This window comes from Vibrio comitans (genome assembly GCA_024346835.1).
Taxonomy (GTDB): domain Bacteria; phylum Pseudomonadota; class Gammaproteobacteria; order Enterobacterales; family Vibrionaceae; genus Vibrio; species Vibrio comitans.
In genome coordinates, this window is the sequence record AP024866.1 from 831,364 (window position 1) to 847,304 (window position 15,941).

A 15,941-nucleotide genomic window follows, 5' to 3' on the forward strand; every position below is an offset into this window, starting at 1 on the left:
GATGATTTGCCCTTCTCATTTTGCAATCAAATTGATGAATTGCCGTGCTTAGAGGCTCGGTTAAAAGAAAATGGAGTTTATATGAAAATGTCAAAGGTCGCTTTGGGTTTGGTTTCAGCATTAACAGGGCTATCAGTAGTTCCATCAGCGCTGGCAAATCCAGTGGAAGGGTTTGAGTTTCATGGTTATTTCCGAGCTGGTGTTTTGATGAGCGCCGAAAATGACTTTAAGCGTGCGAATTTTGCAGGACAGAAAGAAACATTAGGGCGTCTTGGTATCGAAGCTGACAACAATTTTAGTGCACAATTTGCTAATACCTGGACGTGGGATGAAAATAAAAGTTTCAAGATCAATCTTGGATTTGGCACTTTGGATGAAGAGGCTGGATTGAGCTCAAGTGCTGAAGTGAAAAGTGCGGGTATTGATAACGGATTTATTGAGTTCAAAGGCATGTCCTCATCGGGTATCGTCTGGGGCGGTGGTCGTGAATACGGTAAAGATGACAACTATATCTTTATGACTGACTTCTTCTATTCCGATATGTCGGGCATTGGTGCCGGGATTGTCGATTATGAAATCGGCGAATCTCAGTGGGATTTTGCTTATATCGCCAGTGACCGTTCCGATAGTGATGCTGACCGTTGGAGTGATGGCCCAGCTGAACCAGGTAACAATGAAACCAACCTCAACAACCTTATGCATGCGCTACATCTGGCCGTTTCGTATGGTGATGTACGTTTATCTGCATTGCTAAAAGGTATGCCAGATAACTGGGATAGAGAAGGCAATGAGTGGGCTGAGACAGGTTTCGATTTAACCTTTACCTATACGATGCATAGCTTTTTCGGTTTGCCAGGTAACGGCGATTCAAGATTGATTCTGCAAGGTGGTAAAGGCTTAGGTGCCGGCAACTTACTAGGCGGTACGATTACCGGTTACAACGCTTATGCGCCAGGTTCTCTGGCTCAGGGTCAGCATAATGATTGGGGACCTGCGGGAGATGCGACCTACTTGCTTACTCATTTGGAAGACGACGATACCTCCGGTCGAGCATTACTTTGGGGCCGCTATACCTTCGATAATGGTCTGAGCTTGTTCCCATCGATTCAAGGTCAGTATAACCACATGGCTGCGGGGGATGCTCGCACAGATGCCGATTATAACTACTGGGTATCTGCAATGGTGCGTCCAACGATGCCAATCAGTGAGTACTTCTATCTGCAAGGTGAGCTTGGTTATGTGTACAACAACTGGGGTGGTTCATCTTGGAACCAAAGCAAGTTTACGATTGCACCAACGTTTATCATGGCAACCCCTTATGGTGTCGCCCCTGAGATTCGCTTCCTAGCAAGTTATCTTCCTAAGTCTTGGACCAATGAGCAAGAACAAGCTGATGGCTCTACTGAGCTAGAAGATGATTTCATTGTGGGTATTCAGGCAGACGTTTGGTGGTAATGCCAGTTGAAACAACCTGATTTTATTTGATTTTGATTAGTGAAAGGCGATGTAGATAAGTTTGTGATTGATAGAGGTATTAGTCATGAATAGCTAAATAAAGGCCATAGTTCACTAGAAGAGTTATGGCCTTGTGGAATCAAGTTATCTGCCCAAGCTATGTGTTGTGATTGGTAAGACACAACAATGCTATTTAGCGTCGCCTCTATGAGGCGATTTTTTTGTTCTTGGGTCATAGAGTGGGGGAGCAGAATTGAATCAAAAAAGGCCTTCGCTTTAAACGAAAAAAGCCGTATCGAAATACGGCTTTTGATCGTTGTGTTTTAAGCGAGACTATTCACGTTCGTGAAGAGGCTTAAACTCACGCTGCACTTCACCTGTGTATAGCTGACGTGGACGGCCAATGCGGTTGTGTGGATCACTGTGCATTTCGCTCCAGTGTGCAATCCAACCAACGGTACGAGAGATAGCGAAGATAACTGTAAACATAGATACAGGGATACCAATCGCCTTAAGAATGATACCTGAGTAGAAATCTACGTTCGGGTACAGTTTCTTCTCTACAAAGTACTCGTCTGATAAAGCGATACGCTCAAGTTCCATTGCTACATCAAGCAGAGGATCTTTAATGTTCAGCTCTTTCAATACATCGTGGCACGCTTCACGCATTACAGTTGCGCGAGGATCGTAGTTTTTGTAAACGCGGTGACCGAAGCCCATTAAACGGAATGGGTCATCTTTGTCTTTCGCACGAGCTACATATTCTTCAATCTTGTCTACACTACCAATTTCTTCAAGCATGTGTAGGCAGGCTTCGTTTGCACCGCCGTGAGCTGGTCCCCATAGAGATGCAATACCCGCTGCGATACACGCAAATGGGTTAGCACCAGAAGAGCCCGCTAGTCTAACGGTAGACGTAGAAGCATTCTGTTCGTGATCTGCGTGCAGAGTAAAGATTTTGTCCATAGCACGAGCAACGACAGGGTTTACTTCATACTCTTCGCAAGGATTTGCAAACATCATATGAAGGAAGTTTTCTGCATAGCTTAGGTCGTTTCTTGGGTAAATAAATGGTTGACCTATGCTGTACTTGTAGCACATTGCCGCTAGTGTTGGCATTTTCGACAGAAGTCGGAATGCCGCAATCTCGCGGTGTTTGTCATTATTAATGTCTAGTGAATCATGGTAGAAGGCCGCTAGTGCACCTACTACCCCACACATTACCGCCATTGGGTGGGCGTCGCGACGGAAGCCGTGAAAGAAGCTTGCGATTTGCTCATGCACCATAGTATGGCGCGTTACAATCTTCTTGAAGTCCTCGTATTTTTCACGAGTTGGGGCTTCTCCGTACAGCAAAATGTAGCAAACTTCTAAATAATCCGCGTTGTTTGCTAATTCATCGATTGGGAAACCACGGTGCAATAGAATGCCTGCGGTGCCATCAATGTAAGTGATTTGAGATTCACAAGATGCAGTGGCAAGAAAACCAGGGTCAAAGGTAAAGTAACCCTTGCTTCCCAATGTACGAACATCGATCACGTCTGGGCCATCGGTTCCCTTCATAATCGGCAATTCGATAGGCGCTTGACCCTCAATAGTCAGAGTCGCTTGCTTATCTGCCATAACATTCTCCTTTGTTATTTTATTTTCCATCTTGATTCAATGGTGCACCAAATTTGTACTGATCTTCGGGCGAGAAGTCAATTTATATACCTTTTTGTGTGCACTTGTTTAGGTTTCTATACGTAGAATTAATAAAAATTGGGTCTATGTAACATTATTTGTTAATGCAATTGTATTGGTTTGTTAACGGTCGTATAGTGGCGCTGAAATAAAAGCTATATCTTTGTTTAATCTCCCTATGATATCGGCTTTGCTAAGGGAGAGTTTTCTATTTTATAGACTAACAAAGTGACAAAACATTTAGGGGCGACCCGTAGTTATGTAAGTTTTTGTTAAATTTCTGCTAAAGAAGCCCAAATGTTTACAATTTGTAAAACTGCTCAAAGGAGCTGAGTGAGCACGCCGTGGACAAGAAAAAAACAAGACCTGTCAATCTGGACCTCCAGACGATTCATTTCCCGATCACTGCCATAGCTTCGATCCTGCACAGGGTATCTGGTGTTATCACCTTTGTCGCTGTTGGAATTCTGCTTTGGTTACTTTCCATTTCTCTGTCATCACCAAAAGGTTTTATGGAGGCAGCCAGTTTTGTTGATGGCTTCTTCGTTAAATTTATTTTGTGGGGAATACTAACTGCGCTTTTCTACCATATCGTGGGCGGTATCAGACACCTTTGCCAAGACCTAGGGTATTTTGAAGAATTAGAGAGCGGTGCTAAAAGCGCGCAAATCTCTTTCATCATTACCGGTGTTCTAGCACTCGTCGCGGGGGTAATCGTATGGTAAATCACGTATCTTCATTTGGACGCAATGGTGTCCATGATTTCCTGCTGGTTCGTGCAACCGCAATCATTCTGACGCTTTATACCATCTACCTATGTGGTTTTTTCCTACTTTCAGGTGACATAGGTTACATGGAGTGGACTGAATTCTTCGGTGGACTGTTCACCAAGATTTTCACCATGATCGCGTTGTTCTGCATTCTGATTCATGCATGGATTGGTTTATGGCAGGTACTAACCGACTATATTAAACCGGCGCTATTGCGCGGTAGTCTGCAATTAGTTCTTATTGCTGTGCTACTCGGTTATTTCTTCTCTGGCCTATTTATTCTTTGGGGGGCATAAATGACGATTCCAGTTCGCGAATTTGATGCAGTAGTCATTGGTGCTGGTGGTGCAGGCATGCGTGCAGCACTACAAATCTCTGAGCAAGGTTTGACTTGCGCATTGTTATCAAAAGTATTTCCTACTCGTTCTCACACCGTATCAGCGCAGGGTGGTATCACCGTTGCACTTGGTAACTCTCATGAAGACAATTGGCAATGGCACATGTACGACACCGTTAAAGGGTCGGACTACATTGGTGACCAAGACGCTATCGAATACATGTGTAAGAACGGTCCTGAATCTGTCATAGAATTAGAAAAAATGGGTCTGCCATTTTCTCGTTTTGAAGACGGCTCTATTTATCAGCGCCCGTTCGGCGGACAGTCAAAACAGTTCGGTGGCGAGCAAGCTGCGCGTACTGCTGCGGCAGCTGACCGTACCGGTCACGCACTACTGCATACCCTGTACCAACAGAACATCAAATACAAAACCACTATTTTCAGTGAGTGGTATGCCCTTGATTTGGTGAAAAACCAAGACGGCGTAGTCATGGGCTGTACGGCTATCTGCATGGAAACCGGCGAGATGTGCTACTTCAAGTCGAAGGCCACTATCTTAGCAACCGGCGGTGCAGGTCGTATTTACTCTTCTACCACTAACGCTCACATCAACACTGGTGACGGTGTTGGTATGGCACTGCGTGCTGGCGTTCCTATGCAAGACATGGAAATGTGGCAATTCCACCCAACCGGTATCGCTGGTGCTGGTGTACTTGTGACAGAAGGTTGTCGTGGAGAGGGTGGTTACCTTCTTAACAAAGATGGCGAGCGCTTCATGGAACGTTATGCACCGAATGCTAAAGACTTAGCCGGTCGTGACGTTGTGGCTCGTTCAATGATGATCGAGATTCGTGAAGGTCGCGGTTGTGATGGCCCTTGGGGACCTCACATTAAGCTGAAGATGGATCACTTAGGTAAAGACGTACTCGAGTCACGTCTACCAGGTATCTGTGAGCTATCACGTACCTTTGCACACGTAGATCCTGTGAAAGAACCTATTCCAGTTATTCCAACCTGTCACTACATGATGGGTGGCGTACCAACACAGGTATCGGGTCAGGCGATTAAGCTAGACGAAAATGGTTCAGACGTGGAAGTACAAGGTTTGTTTGCTTGTGGTGAAATTGCGTCCGTATCAGTACACGGTGCCAACCGTCTAGGTGGCAACTCACTGCTTGATTTAGTGGTATTTGGCCGAGCTACAGGTCTACACCTTGGCGATACACTGGCAGCTCAATCAGAAGCTCGTCCGGTTTCAGAGTCGGATATTGAGGCTTCTCTAGCTCGTACCATGCGCTGGGAAAACAGCACCAGCGGCGAAGATCCAGCTCAGATTCGTAAAGACATGCAAAGCTGCATGCAAAACAGCTTCTCGGTATTCCGTGAAGGTGAAGCGATGGCGACGGGCCTTGAAGAACTGCGCACAATTCGTGAGCGTCTGCAAGATGCGCACCTTAGCGACAAGTCAACAGAGTTCAATACACAGCGTATTGAGTGTCTTGAGCTAGATAACCTAATGGAAACGGCTGTAGCAACTGCGGTTGCTGCGAACTACCGTACAGAGAGTCGTGGTGCCCACGCTCGTTTTGACTTCCCAGATCGTGATGATTCGCAATGGCTATGCCACTCAATCTACAATCCGGAAACAGAGAGTATGTCTAAGCGTGACGTGAACATGGAACCTGTGCATCGTGAAGCGTTTCCACCGAAAGCCAGAACCTATTAAGGGAGCGAGATATGAACCTGAATTTTTCTGTCTATCGCTATAACCCAGACGTAGACAGCAAGCCCTACATGAAACAGTACACGCTGGACGTGGAAGAAGGGTCAGACATGATGGTGTTGGACGCGTTGATCTTGTTGAAAGAACAAGACCCATCGCTTTCTTTCCGTCGCTCATGTCGTGAGGGTGTGTGTGGCAGTGACGGCCTCAACATGAATGGTAAGAACGGTTTGGCGTGTATTACGCCACTGTCTGCCTTGAAAGGCGATACCTTGACCATTCGTCCGCTACCAGGCTTGCCTGTTGTGCGTGACTTGATTGTTGATATGACTCAGTTCTACGACAATTACGCTAAGGTGAAGCCGTTCTTGATTTCGGACGGCGAACTACCACCATCGCGTGAACACAAACAGTCTCCAGAAGAGCGTGCACATCTTGATGGACTTTATGAGTGCATCATGTGTGCGTGTTGTACCACATCATGTCCGTCCTTCTGGTGGAATCCTGACAAGTTTATCGGTCCTGCGGGTCTATTGGCCGCTTATCGCTGGTTAATTGATAGCCGAGATACGGCAACTGATGAACGACTGAGCGATCTAGACGACGCATTTAGTGTTTTCCGTTGTCATGGCATCATGAACTGTGTCAGTGTATGTCCTAAGGGGTTGAACCCTACCAAAGCGATTGGACATATTAAGACGATGTTGGTCAATCGTTCGGTATAGATTATTGAAATTACGGGCTTTTCAGAGTTTACTGTTTAGCCCGTCATAGCCAAACATTTGGGTTTGGGCAGAAGTTCGGCAAAGACCGAAACAATAAGTATTAATCTACAGGTTAAGGGAATATATGCATAACGGTGTGATGAAGGCATGGCTCGAGTCTTCACACTTGGCAGGCGCCAATGCAACGTACGTAGAAGAACTCTACGAACTTTATCTAAGTGACCCAGATCTGGTGAGTGAGGAATGGAAACGCGTTTTTGATGAACTGCCGGTGCAGGCATCAGAGCAAGGGGAGCAATCTCATACGCGTGTTCGTGACTACTTTCGCAGACTTGCACAAGAGACTAAGCATTATAATGTCCAAGTAAGTGATCCTGATGTCGATGCAAAACAAGTAAGGGTACTTCAACTTATTAACGCCTATCGATTTAGGGGCCACCAAGCGGCCAATCTGGATCCACTAGGTTTATGGGAACGCCCAGTTCAACCAGAACTAGACCCTGCGTTCCACAATCTTACAGAAGACGACCTCAACGAAACTTTCAACGTCGGTTCTTTTGCGGTAGCGCAAGAAACCATGCAGTTGAAAGACCTCTATAAAGCGCTCAACAAGACTTACTGTGGCTCAGTCGGTGCAGAATACATGCACATGACCAACACAGAGCAGAAACGTTGGGTTCAGCAACGCCTTGAATCGGTTCAATCTCAACCTGAATTTACTCTTGATGAGAAGATCACCTATCTTGACGAACTTACCGCAGCTGAAGGTCTAGAGCGCTATCTTGGTGCTAAATTCCCTGGCGCAAAACGCTTCTCTCTAGAAGGCGGTGACGCACTTATCCCAATGACCAAAGAGCTGATTCGTCATGCAGGTCGCAGTGGTATGCGCGAAGTCGTTGTGGGCATGGCTCACCGTGGTCGTTTGAACATGCTAGTCAATGTTCTGGGTAAAAAGCCTCAAGATCTGTTTGATGAGTTTGCGGGTAAGCACGATGAAACTTGGGGTACGGGCGATGTTAAGTATCACCAAGGCTTCTCAGCTGACTTTGCGACCCCTGGTGGCAATGTTCACTTGGCATTGGCGTTTAACCCATCTCACTTAGAAATCGTTAATCCAGTAGTTATTGGCTCAGTACGTGCTCGTCAGGATCGTCTTGGTGACAAGAATGGCTCAAAGGTATTACCAATTACTATTCACGGTGACTCGGCAATCGCAGGTCAGGGTGTAGTACAAGAGACATTCAATATGTCTCAAGCACGTGGTTTCCAAGTGGGCGGTACGGTTCGTATTGTTGTGAATAACCAAATTGGTTTCACAACGTCTAACCCTCGTGATACGCGCTCAACCATGTACTGTACTGATATCGCTAAGATGGTACAGGCACCAATATTCCACGTGAATGCAGATGATCCAGAAGCAGTAGCGTTTGTTACGCGCATTGCCCTAGATTACCGCAACACGTTTAAGCGCGATGTTGTCATTGACCTTGTTTGTTACCGTCGTCATGGTCACAACGAAGCTGATGAGCCAAATGCAACTCAGCCGTTGATGTACCAAAAAATCAAGAAGCACCCAACACCACGTAAGCTATATGCTGATGTGATGATGGAGCGCGATGAGATTGGTATCGATACAGCAACGCAATTAGTGAATGAATACCGAGATGCCCTCGACCACGGCGAAGTTGTGGTGAAGGAGTGGCGTCCTATGGCATTGCACTCAGTGGATTGGTCTCCTTACATAGGCCATGAATGGGATATGGAGTGGGACAGCAAGTATGAACTGACTCGCCTTAAAGAGCTGGGCAATAAGCTCTGTGATTACCCAGATAGCCACAAACTGCAAAGCCGTGTAAACAAGCTTTATAACGACCGTAAGTCAATGGTTGAAGGCGAGAAAGCCATCGATTGGGGCATGGCAGAAACACTGGCTTATGCCACCTTGGTGGATGACGGAAAACGCATCCGTATCTCTGGTCAGGACTCAGGGCGTGGAACCTTCTTCCATCGTCATGCGGTACTGCACAACCAAGAAGATGCCAGCACTTACGTGCCGCTAGCGAATATCCATGATAAGCAAGGCCCATTCCAAGTATTCGATTCTGTATTGTCTGAAGAAGCGGTATTGGCATTCGAGTATGGCTATACCACGGCAGAGCCGGGCGGTCTGACGATTTGGGAAGCTCAGTTTGGTGATTTCGCCAACGGCGCTCAGGTTGTTATCGACCAGTTCATCTCCTCTGGTGAGCAAAAGTGGAACCGTCTATGTGGTATCACATTGCTACTCCCTCATGGTTATGAAGGGCAAGGTCCTGAGCACTCGTCTGCGCGTCTAGAGCGCTACCTACAGTTGTGTGCTGAGCAGAATATGCAGGTTGTTGTGCCATCTACCCCTGCGCAGGTGTACCACATGTTGCGTCGTCAGGTAGTACGCCCAATGCGTCGTCCTCTTATTGTGATGTCACCTAAGTCTCTACTGCGCCACCCTCTATGTGTGTCGTCTTTAGAAGACCTAGCGGAAGGAACCTTCCAGTCGGTGATTCCTGAGGTGGATGAGCTAGATAACGCTAAGGTACGCCGCGTCGTATTCTGTTCAGGCAAGGTTTACTTTGACTTGCTAGAAGAGAGACGCAAGCGCGAGCTTGAAGATGTAGCGATTGTTCGTATTGAGCAGCTGTATCCATTCCCGCTAACGGACCTTCGTGAAGTCATTTCTGTTTACCCTGAAGCGAAAGACTTCGTTTGGTGTCAGGAAGAGCCTCAAAACCAGGGTGCTTGGTATTCGAGCCAGCACAACTTCCGAGCGGCAACGCCATTTAATACAACCCTTAATTATGCAGGCCGTCCTGCCTCTGCGTCACCAGCGGTTGGTTACATGTCGGTTCACTTGAAACAACAGAAAGCGTTAATCAATGACGCTCTTACAATTGATAAAGAACTAGAAGAATAAGGAAGCCCAACAAATGACAATTGAAATTCTGGTTCCTGATTTACCTGAATCAGTTGCAGATGCTACCGTTGCAACTTGGCACAAAAAGCCAGGCGATAGAGTAGAGCGTGATGACGTATTGGTTGATATTGAGACTGATAAAGTTGTCTTAGAAGTACCCGCTCCTGAAGCCGGTGTTCTTGAAGAGATTTTAGAAGAAGAAGGTGCAACGGTTCTTGCGAAGCAGCTTCTTGCGAAGATCAAACTTGGCGCAGTTGCTGGTGAGCCAACCAAAGACAGCACTGAAGACACAGAAGCTTCTCCAGATAAGCGTCACAAGGCGTCTTTGACAGAAGAGAGCAACGAGGCATTGAGCCCAGCCGTACGTCGTCTTCTAGCTGAACATAGCCTTAGCCCATCAGATGTGAAAGGCACTGGTGTTGGCGGTCGTATTACTCGTGAAGACGTCGATGCGTACCTTGCTAATGCAGCGAAAGCGGCTAAAGCTGCGCCTGCAGCAACTCCTGCGGTAGAGCCTGAGCTACCTGCTGCAGCTCGCACACAGAAACGTGTTCCTATGACTCGCTTGCGTAAGACGGTAGCAAACCGCCTACTAGAAGCGAAGAACAGCACAGCAATGCTGACCACGTTCAACGAAGTGAACATGAAGCCAATTATGGACCTTCGTGCACAGTACAAAGACTCGTTTGAGAAGCGTCATGATACGCGTCTTGGCTTCATGTCTTTCTATGTGAAAGCCGTTACGGAAGCGCTTAAACGCTACCCAGAAGTGAATGCATCTATCGATGGCGAAGACATTGTTTATCACAACTACTTCGATATCAGCATGGCCGTATCGACGCCACGTGGCCTAGTAACTCCGGTTCTAAAAGACTGTGACACTCTAAGCTTTGCTGAGATTGAAAAGGGCATTAAAGAGTTAGCAATCAAAGGTCGTGACGGTAAGTTAACGGTTGATGAATTGATTGGCGGTAACTTCACCATCACTAACGGTGGTGTATTTGGCTCGCTAATGTCGACACCAATTATCAACCCGCCACAAGCCGCTATCTTGGGTATGCATAAAATCCAAGACCGCCCAATGGCTGTAGATGGCAAGGTCGAAATCCTACCAATGATGTATCTGGCTCTGTCTTACGATCACCGCCTAATCGATGGCCGTGAATCAGTAGGCTTCTTGGTGACCATCAAGGAACTACTAGAAGATCCAGCTCGTCTGCTATTGGATGTTTAATTAAGAATTAGGGGTGCTCTTTGGCACCCTTATTAGACCTTCGGGTCAAAGCTCAAGAAGTACCCTACACCTGTTAAAGAGCAATCTTTAGCGAGAGGAAATTATTTAGGCGAGCGCTCAGCACTCGTTTAAAAAAGGAATGGAAGATACTAATGAATTTGCATGAATATCAAGCTAAACAACTGTTTGCTGAATTTGGGCTGCCTGTACCAGAAGGTTTTGCCTGCGATACGCCACAAGAAGCGTTTGAAGCTGCAGGACGAATTAGCACAGCAAAGAAAGTGGTTAAGTGCCAAGTGCACGCTGGTGGCCGTGGTAAAGCCGGTGGTGTTGAATTGCACGACACCAAAGATGGTGTAAAAGAATTTGCTCAAAAGTGGTTAGGTAAAAATCTAGTCACTTTCCAAACGGATGCTAACGGTCAGCCTGTCTCTAAGATCTTGGTTGAGGAAGCATCGAACATTGCTAACGAATTATATCTAGGTGCCGTTGTTGACCGTGCTTCACGTCGTATCGTGTTCATGGCTTCAACAGAAGGTGGTGTGGATATTGAGAAGATTGCTGAAGAGACGCCTGAGTTGATTCACAAAGCAGCGATTGACCCTTTGGTTGGCCCACAGGCATTTCAAGGTCGTGAGCTTGCGTTCAAATTAGGTTTGAGCGGTGATCAGATCAAGCAATTCGTGAAGATCTTCATGGGTCTTGGCAACATGTTTGCTGAGTATGACCTAGCACTGTTAGAGATTAACCCGCTGGTTGTGACTAGCGAAGGTAATCTGCTTTGCCTAGATGGCAAAATCAACATCGATTCAAATGCTATGTATCGCCAGCCTAAGCTTCGTGAAATGCACGATCCATCTCAAGAAGATGAGCGTGAAGCACATGCAGCTCAGTGGGAACTGAACTACGTTGCGCTAGATGGCAGCATTGGTTGTATGGTCAACGGTGCAGGCCTTGCTATGGGTACGATGGACATCGTAAACCTACATGGTGGCCAACCAGCTAACTTCCTAGACGTTGGTGGCGGCGCAACTAAAGAGCGTGTTACTGAAGCGTTTAAGATCATTCTATCTGATAGCAATGTTAAAGCGGTGCTAGTGAACATCTTTGGCGGTATCGTACGTTGTGACCTGATTGCTGATGGCATCATCGGCGCAGTTGAAGAAGTCGGCGTTAAGGTTCCAGTTGTTGTGCGTTTGGAGGGTAACAATGCACCTCTAGGCTCTCAGAAACTGGCAGAAAGTGGTCTAAACATTATTGCTGCAAATTCTCTGACTGAAGCAGCGGAAAAAGTAGTAGCTGCAGCGGAGGGCAAATAATGTCTGTACTAATTAATAAAGATACTAAAGTTATCTGCCAAGGCTTTACTGGTGGTCAAGGTACGTTCCACTCAGAGCAAGCGATTGAATACGGAACGCAAATGGTCGGTGGTGTTTCACCAGGCAAGGGCGGTCAAACTCACCTTGGTCTACCTGTATTCAACACAGTACGTGACGCTGTAGAAACAACAGGTGCAACAGCATCCGTTATCTACGTACCCGCTCCGTTCTGTAAAGACGCAATTCTTGAAGCTATTGATGCTGGCATCAAGCTTATCGTGACCATCACTGAAGGCATCCCGACACTTGATCTTCTGGATGTTAAGGTTCGTCTAGACGAAGCTGGCGTTGTGATGATCGGTCCTAACTGTCCAGGCGTGATTACTCCTGATGAGTGTAAGATTGGTATCATGCCAGGACACATTCACAAGAAGGGTAAAGTGGGTATCGTTTCTCGCTCTGGTACGCTGACGTATGAAGCCGTTAAGCAGACCACAGACGAAGGCTTTGGTCAGTCTACTTGTGTTGGTATTGGTGGTGACCCAATTCCGGGTTCTAACTTCATTGATATCTTAAAGCTATTTGAACAAGACCCTGAAACGGAAGCTATCGTAATGATCGGTGAGATCGGCGGTACAGCGGAAGAAGAAGCTGCGGCATTCATTAAAGACAACGTCTCTAAGCCAGTAGTGTCTTACATCGCAGGTGTTACAGCGCCTCCAGGCAAACGCATGGGTCACGCTGGTGCAATCATCTCTGGTGGTAAAGGTACTGCTGAAGATAAATTCCAAGCCCTAGAAGCTGCTGGAGTGAAAACAGTGAAAAGCCTTGCTGACATCGGTAAAGGACTACGCGAGATCACTGGTTGGTAATCTAGCTTTTCTTTGATGCAAATACGCAGAAACCTCTGATTTATCAGAGGTTTTTTTGTTTTGTAATGAGAAAATGTTGCTTGATAGCAGCACCGTAAGTTGTTATTGGCACCGTCATCCTGATGAAAATCAGGAACTTAGTGAGTGCACAACTGGGTATTACACTCACCAAGATACTGGATAAATACTTCATATTTTCCAGCATGACGCCGTTTGTTGCGTTGATAACGAATTGCTAACCACTGATCGCTAACAACTGTCCGCTCTTACCCCGCCTGTCTCTTAAACTGCGCCAACAAAAACAGCACAGTGGCACTTACCACAACCGAAGGTCCGGCGGGAGTATCATAGAACCAAGACATGCTTAATCCGCTACACACGCAGATCATGCCAATAATAGAAGCAATGATTGCCATTTGCTCTGGACTGCGACATAAGCGCCTAGCGGTTGCTGCAGGAATAATCAGTAGTGAAGAGATGATCAATGCGCCAACAAACTTCATACCTACGGCGATAACCAAACCAATCATCAGCATGATCAAGAGTCGCATCAATGAGATATTCACGCCTTCAACGGCGGCTAGCTCTTCGTTTACGGTACTAGAAAGTAGTGGTCGCCAAAATGCTACTAACAGCAGCATCACCACAGTTGCACCCATATAAATAAACATAACATCGTGATTATTCACCGACAGTAGGTCGCCAAACAGATAACCCATTAAGTCGATACGCACGTTGTCCAAAAAGCTGACCGCAATAAGGCCTAGCGAAAGCGCACTGTGCGCAAGGATACCAAGTAAGGTGTCGGTTGCGACTAGTTGCTGCCTTTGTAGCGTTACCAAAATTATTGCTAGTGCCATACAGCACACCACGAGCGCCAAATAGAGGTTAATGTCTAGCAGGAAGCCCAAAGCTAATCCCATTAGTGAGGCGTGGGCGAGGGTATCACCAAAGTAAGCCATTTTTCGCCATACCACGAATGAGCCAAGAGGGCCTGCGATAATAGCGATACCGAAGCCTGCAAGTAGTGAAGGCAGTAAAAACTCAATCATGGGTATGTCCGTGTTTGTGATTCTGACATGAGGTAGCGTCTCCGGTTACAGGATCGCCAGAGAGGTCATGATGGTGATGGTTGTGATGATGCTGATAAAGCGCAAGGCTAGAATCAGGTATATCGCCAAACATCTGTAGGTAGCTCGGATGAGTGGAGATGGCCGATGGTGTGCCAGAGCAACAAATATGATGTTGTAAGCAAATGACATTGTCAGTTTTTGCCATCACCAGATGTAAATCATGAGAGATCATAAATACGGCGCAATTAAATCGATGACGAATGGTATCGATCAAATTGTAAAGATCTACCTGACCCTGTACATCGACCCCTTGAGCAGGTTCATCTAGCACCAGTAATTGCGGCCTAATTAGTAGAGCTCGGGAAAGTAGAACTCGCTGAGATTCTCCGCCAGACAGTTTATGAATATCTGCTTTGATAAGGTGACCTGCTCCCACTAGAGCAAGGGCATCTTGACGTTCTTGCTGGCTGTATTTTCCAGCTAAACGTAAAAAGCGATCAACCGTAAGGGGCAAGGTCTCATTGAGTTTCAGCTTTTGCGGAACGTAGCCGATACGCAGTTTACTGTGCTTAATGACCTTTCCAGAGTCCGTTTTTTGAAGCCCTAGTATCACTTTCACTAAGGTGGATTTACCTGCCCCATTTGGACCGACTAAGGTGGTGATTTCTGACTCATTGATTGAAAGGTTAATCTTGTCTAATACCTTTCTTTGTTCAAACTGAACAGTCACGTCTTTTAGGGTGACGAGTTGGGTCATAGCATTCAGGCCTGTATATGTGTTGGGTAACAAACTGGTGTTTATTACCCTTGTTCACCCAAAGAGTAAAGTAAAATAATAGTGTGCAAACATACTAATCGTTTGCAAATTGGAAATGATATAAAGTAACATCTGCGCTTAATTTTGGCTATCGCAACGGAATCGCATCGATGAAACGTTTAATTTTATGCCTGCTCTCATTGAGCTTTGTTACTAGCGCCCAAGCAATTGAGGTTCTGAGTAGCATTAAACCAATACAACTGATTACTCAAGAAATTACCAAAACTGGGTCTTCGTCGTCTGCTCTATTGGGGACCAATATGTCGCCTCATGACTACGCGTTGCGTCCATCCGATGTAAAAAAAGTGCGTGATGCCGACCTTGTGATTTGGTTTGGCCCTGAGCTTGAAAGCTTTATGTCATCGATTGTTCAGAGCCAAGACAACGTACTAACTATTAGCGAGATCCCAGGTCTAGATCTGCGCCATTATGAAGAAGGTCATCACGATCACGATGGTCACAACCACGGTAATACCGACCCGCATTTTTGGTTAGGTCCAAAGCAGGTTGGGACTGTGGCTAAAGCCATCGCCGACAAAATGATTCAGCTAGACCCAAACAATGCGGTTTACTATAAAGAGAATCTCGAAGCGTTTATGAATGAGTTGCAACTGACAACTAGTGAAATCAACGCACGCCTGACGCCAGTACAAGATCACGGATACTTTGTTTTCCATGATGGCTATGGCTACTTCGAAGAGTTCTTTGGCTTGAATCACCTAGGTCACTTTACAGTGAGTCCCGAGAGAAAACCGGGTGCAAAAACGCTTATTCAGATCAAAACTCGCTTAGCGGAAGGCGACGTATATTGTGTGTTCAGTGAGCCACAATACACACCAGCGGTGATTGAAACGGTCATGCGAGGTAGCGATGTGAATTCTGGTGAGCTAGATCCATTAGCAACCGATGTCGAAGAAAAGCCAGGCGCTTATTTTGTCTTCTTGAAGCAGCTATCTGGTCAATTTGAGACCTGCTTGAAGTAA

The 15,941-nt window shown here is 46.3% G+C and carries 13 protein-coding genes; 10 read left to right on the forward strand and 3 right to left on the reverse strand.

All coding sequences use genetic code 11. From position 1 onward, the window contains the following. Nucleotides 1-81 precede the first annotated feature (81 nt). Nucleotides 82-1,455, forward strand: a complete 1,374-nt coding sequence (locus OCU46_RS03930; protein WP_141270955.1) for a carbohydrate porin — start codon at nt 82-84, stop codon at nt 1,453-1,455. A gap of 333 nt (nt 1,456-1,788) precedes the next feature. On the opposite strand, the gene OCU46_RS03935 is transcribed toward OCU46_RS03930, so the two are convergent. Next, entirely contained in the window at nt 1,789-3,078 is a 1,290-nt protein-coding gene (locus OCU46_RS03935; protein WP_141270956.1) for a citrate synthase, read from the reverse strand. A gap of 404 nt (nt 3,079-3,482) precedes the next feature. Between OCU46_RS03935 and sdhC the strand changes: the two genes are divergently transcribed. From sdhC to sucD, 8 genes are all read left to right on the forward strand, one after another. Continuing rightward, nucleotides 3,483-3,863 (forward strand): succinate dehydrogenase cytochrome b556 subunit, encoded by a 381-nt coding sequence (sdhC, locus tag OCU46_RS03940; protein ID WP_141270957.1) that lies wholly within the window; start codon nt 3,483-3,485, stop codon nt 3,861-3,863. Continuing rightward, a complete protein-coding gene (gene sdhD, locus OCU46_RS03945; protein WP_141270958.1) occupies nt 3,857-4,204 on the forward strand; it encodes a succinate dehydrogenase, hydrophobic membrane anchor protein in 348 nt (115 codons plus the stop codon). The genes sdhC and sdhD overlap by 7 nt, the downstream gene beginning before the upstream one ends. Continuing rightward, complete coding sequence (gene sdhA / locus OCU46_RS03950; RefSeq protein WP_141270959.1) at nt 4,205-5,971, forward strand: succinate dehydrogenase flavoprotein subunit; 1,767 nt, start codon at nt 4,205-4,207, stop codon at nt 5,969-5,971. It abuts the gene before it with no gap. 11 nt (nt 5,972-5,982) lie between these two features. Beyond that, a complete protein-coding gene (locus OCU46_RS03955) occupies nt 5,983-6,693 on the forward strand; it encodes a succinate dehydrogenase iron-sulfur subunit (RefSeq protein WP_017026744.1) in 711 nt (236 codons plus the stop codon). A gap of 124 nt (nt 6,694-6,817) precedes the next feature. Further along, nucleotides 6,818-9,643, forward strand: a complete 2,826-nt coding sequence (sucA, locus tag OCU46_RS03960; protein ID WP_141270960.1) for a 2-oxoglutarate dehydrogenase E1 component — start codon at nt 6,818-6,820, stop codon at nt 9,641-9,643. A gap of 13 nt (nt 9,644-9,656) precedes the next feature. Next, entirely contained in the window at nt 9,657-10,877 is a 1,221-nt protein-coding gene (gene odhB / locus OCU46_RS03965; RefSeq protein ID WP_141270961.1) for a 2-oxoglutarate dehydrogenase complex dihydrolipoyllysine-residue succinyltransferase, read from the forward strand. A gap of 152 nt (nt 10,878-11,029) precedes the next feature. Continuing rightward, entirely contained in the window at nt 11,030-12,196 is a 1,167-nt protein-coding gene (sucC, locus tag OCU46_RS03970) for an ADP-forming succinate--CoA ligase subunit beta (protein WP_141270962.1), read from the forward strand. Next, complete coding sequence (gene sucD, locus OCU46_RS03975) at nt 12,196-13,068, forward strand: succinate--CoA ligase subunit alpha (RefSeq protein ID WP_141270963.1); 873 nt, start codon at nt 12,196-12,198, stop codon at nt 13,066-13,068. The genes sucC and sucD overlap by 1 nt, the downstream gene beginning before the upstream one ends. Before the next feature lie 266 nt (nt 13,069-13,334). Here sucD and znuB read toward each other — a convergent pair whose 3' ends face one another. Together znuB and znuC are read right to left on the reverse strand one after the other, a co-directional pair. Then, complete coding sequence (gene znuB, locus OCU46_RS03980) at nt 13,335-14,120, reverse strand: zinc ABC transporter permease subunit ZnuB (protein WP_141270964.1); 786 nt, start codon at nt 14,118-14,120, stop codon at nt 13,335-13,337. Beyond that, nucleotides 14,113-14,898 carry a zinc ABC transporter ATP-binding protein ZnuC gene (gene znuC / locus OCU46_RS03985; protein WP_141270965.1) on the reverse strand — a complete coding sequence of 262 codons (786 nt, stop codon included), beginning with the start codon at nt 14,896-14,898 and terminating at the stop codon, nt 14,113-14,115. The genes znuB and znuC overlap by 8 nt, the downstream gene beginning before the upstream one ends. 170 nt (nt 14,899-15,068) lie before the next feature. On the opposite strand from znuC, the gene znuA reads away from it, so the two are divergent. Then, nucleotides 15,069-15,941: a zinc ABC transporter substrate-binding protein ZnuA gene (znuA, locus tag OCU46_RS03990; RefSeq protein WP_141270966.1), complete on the forward strand. Its 873-nt coding sequence runs from the start codon at nt 15,069-15,071 to the stop codon at nt 15,939-15,941.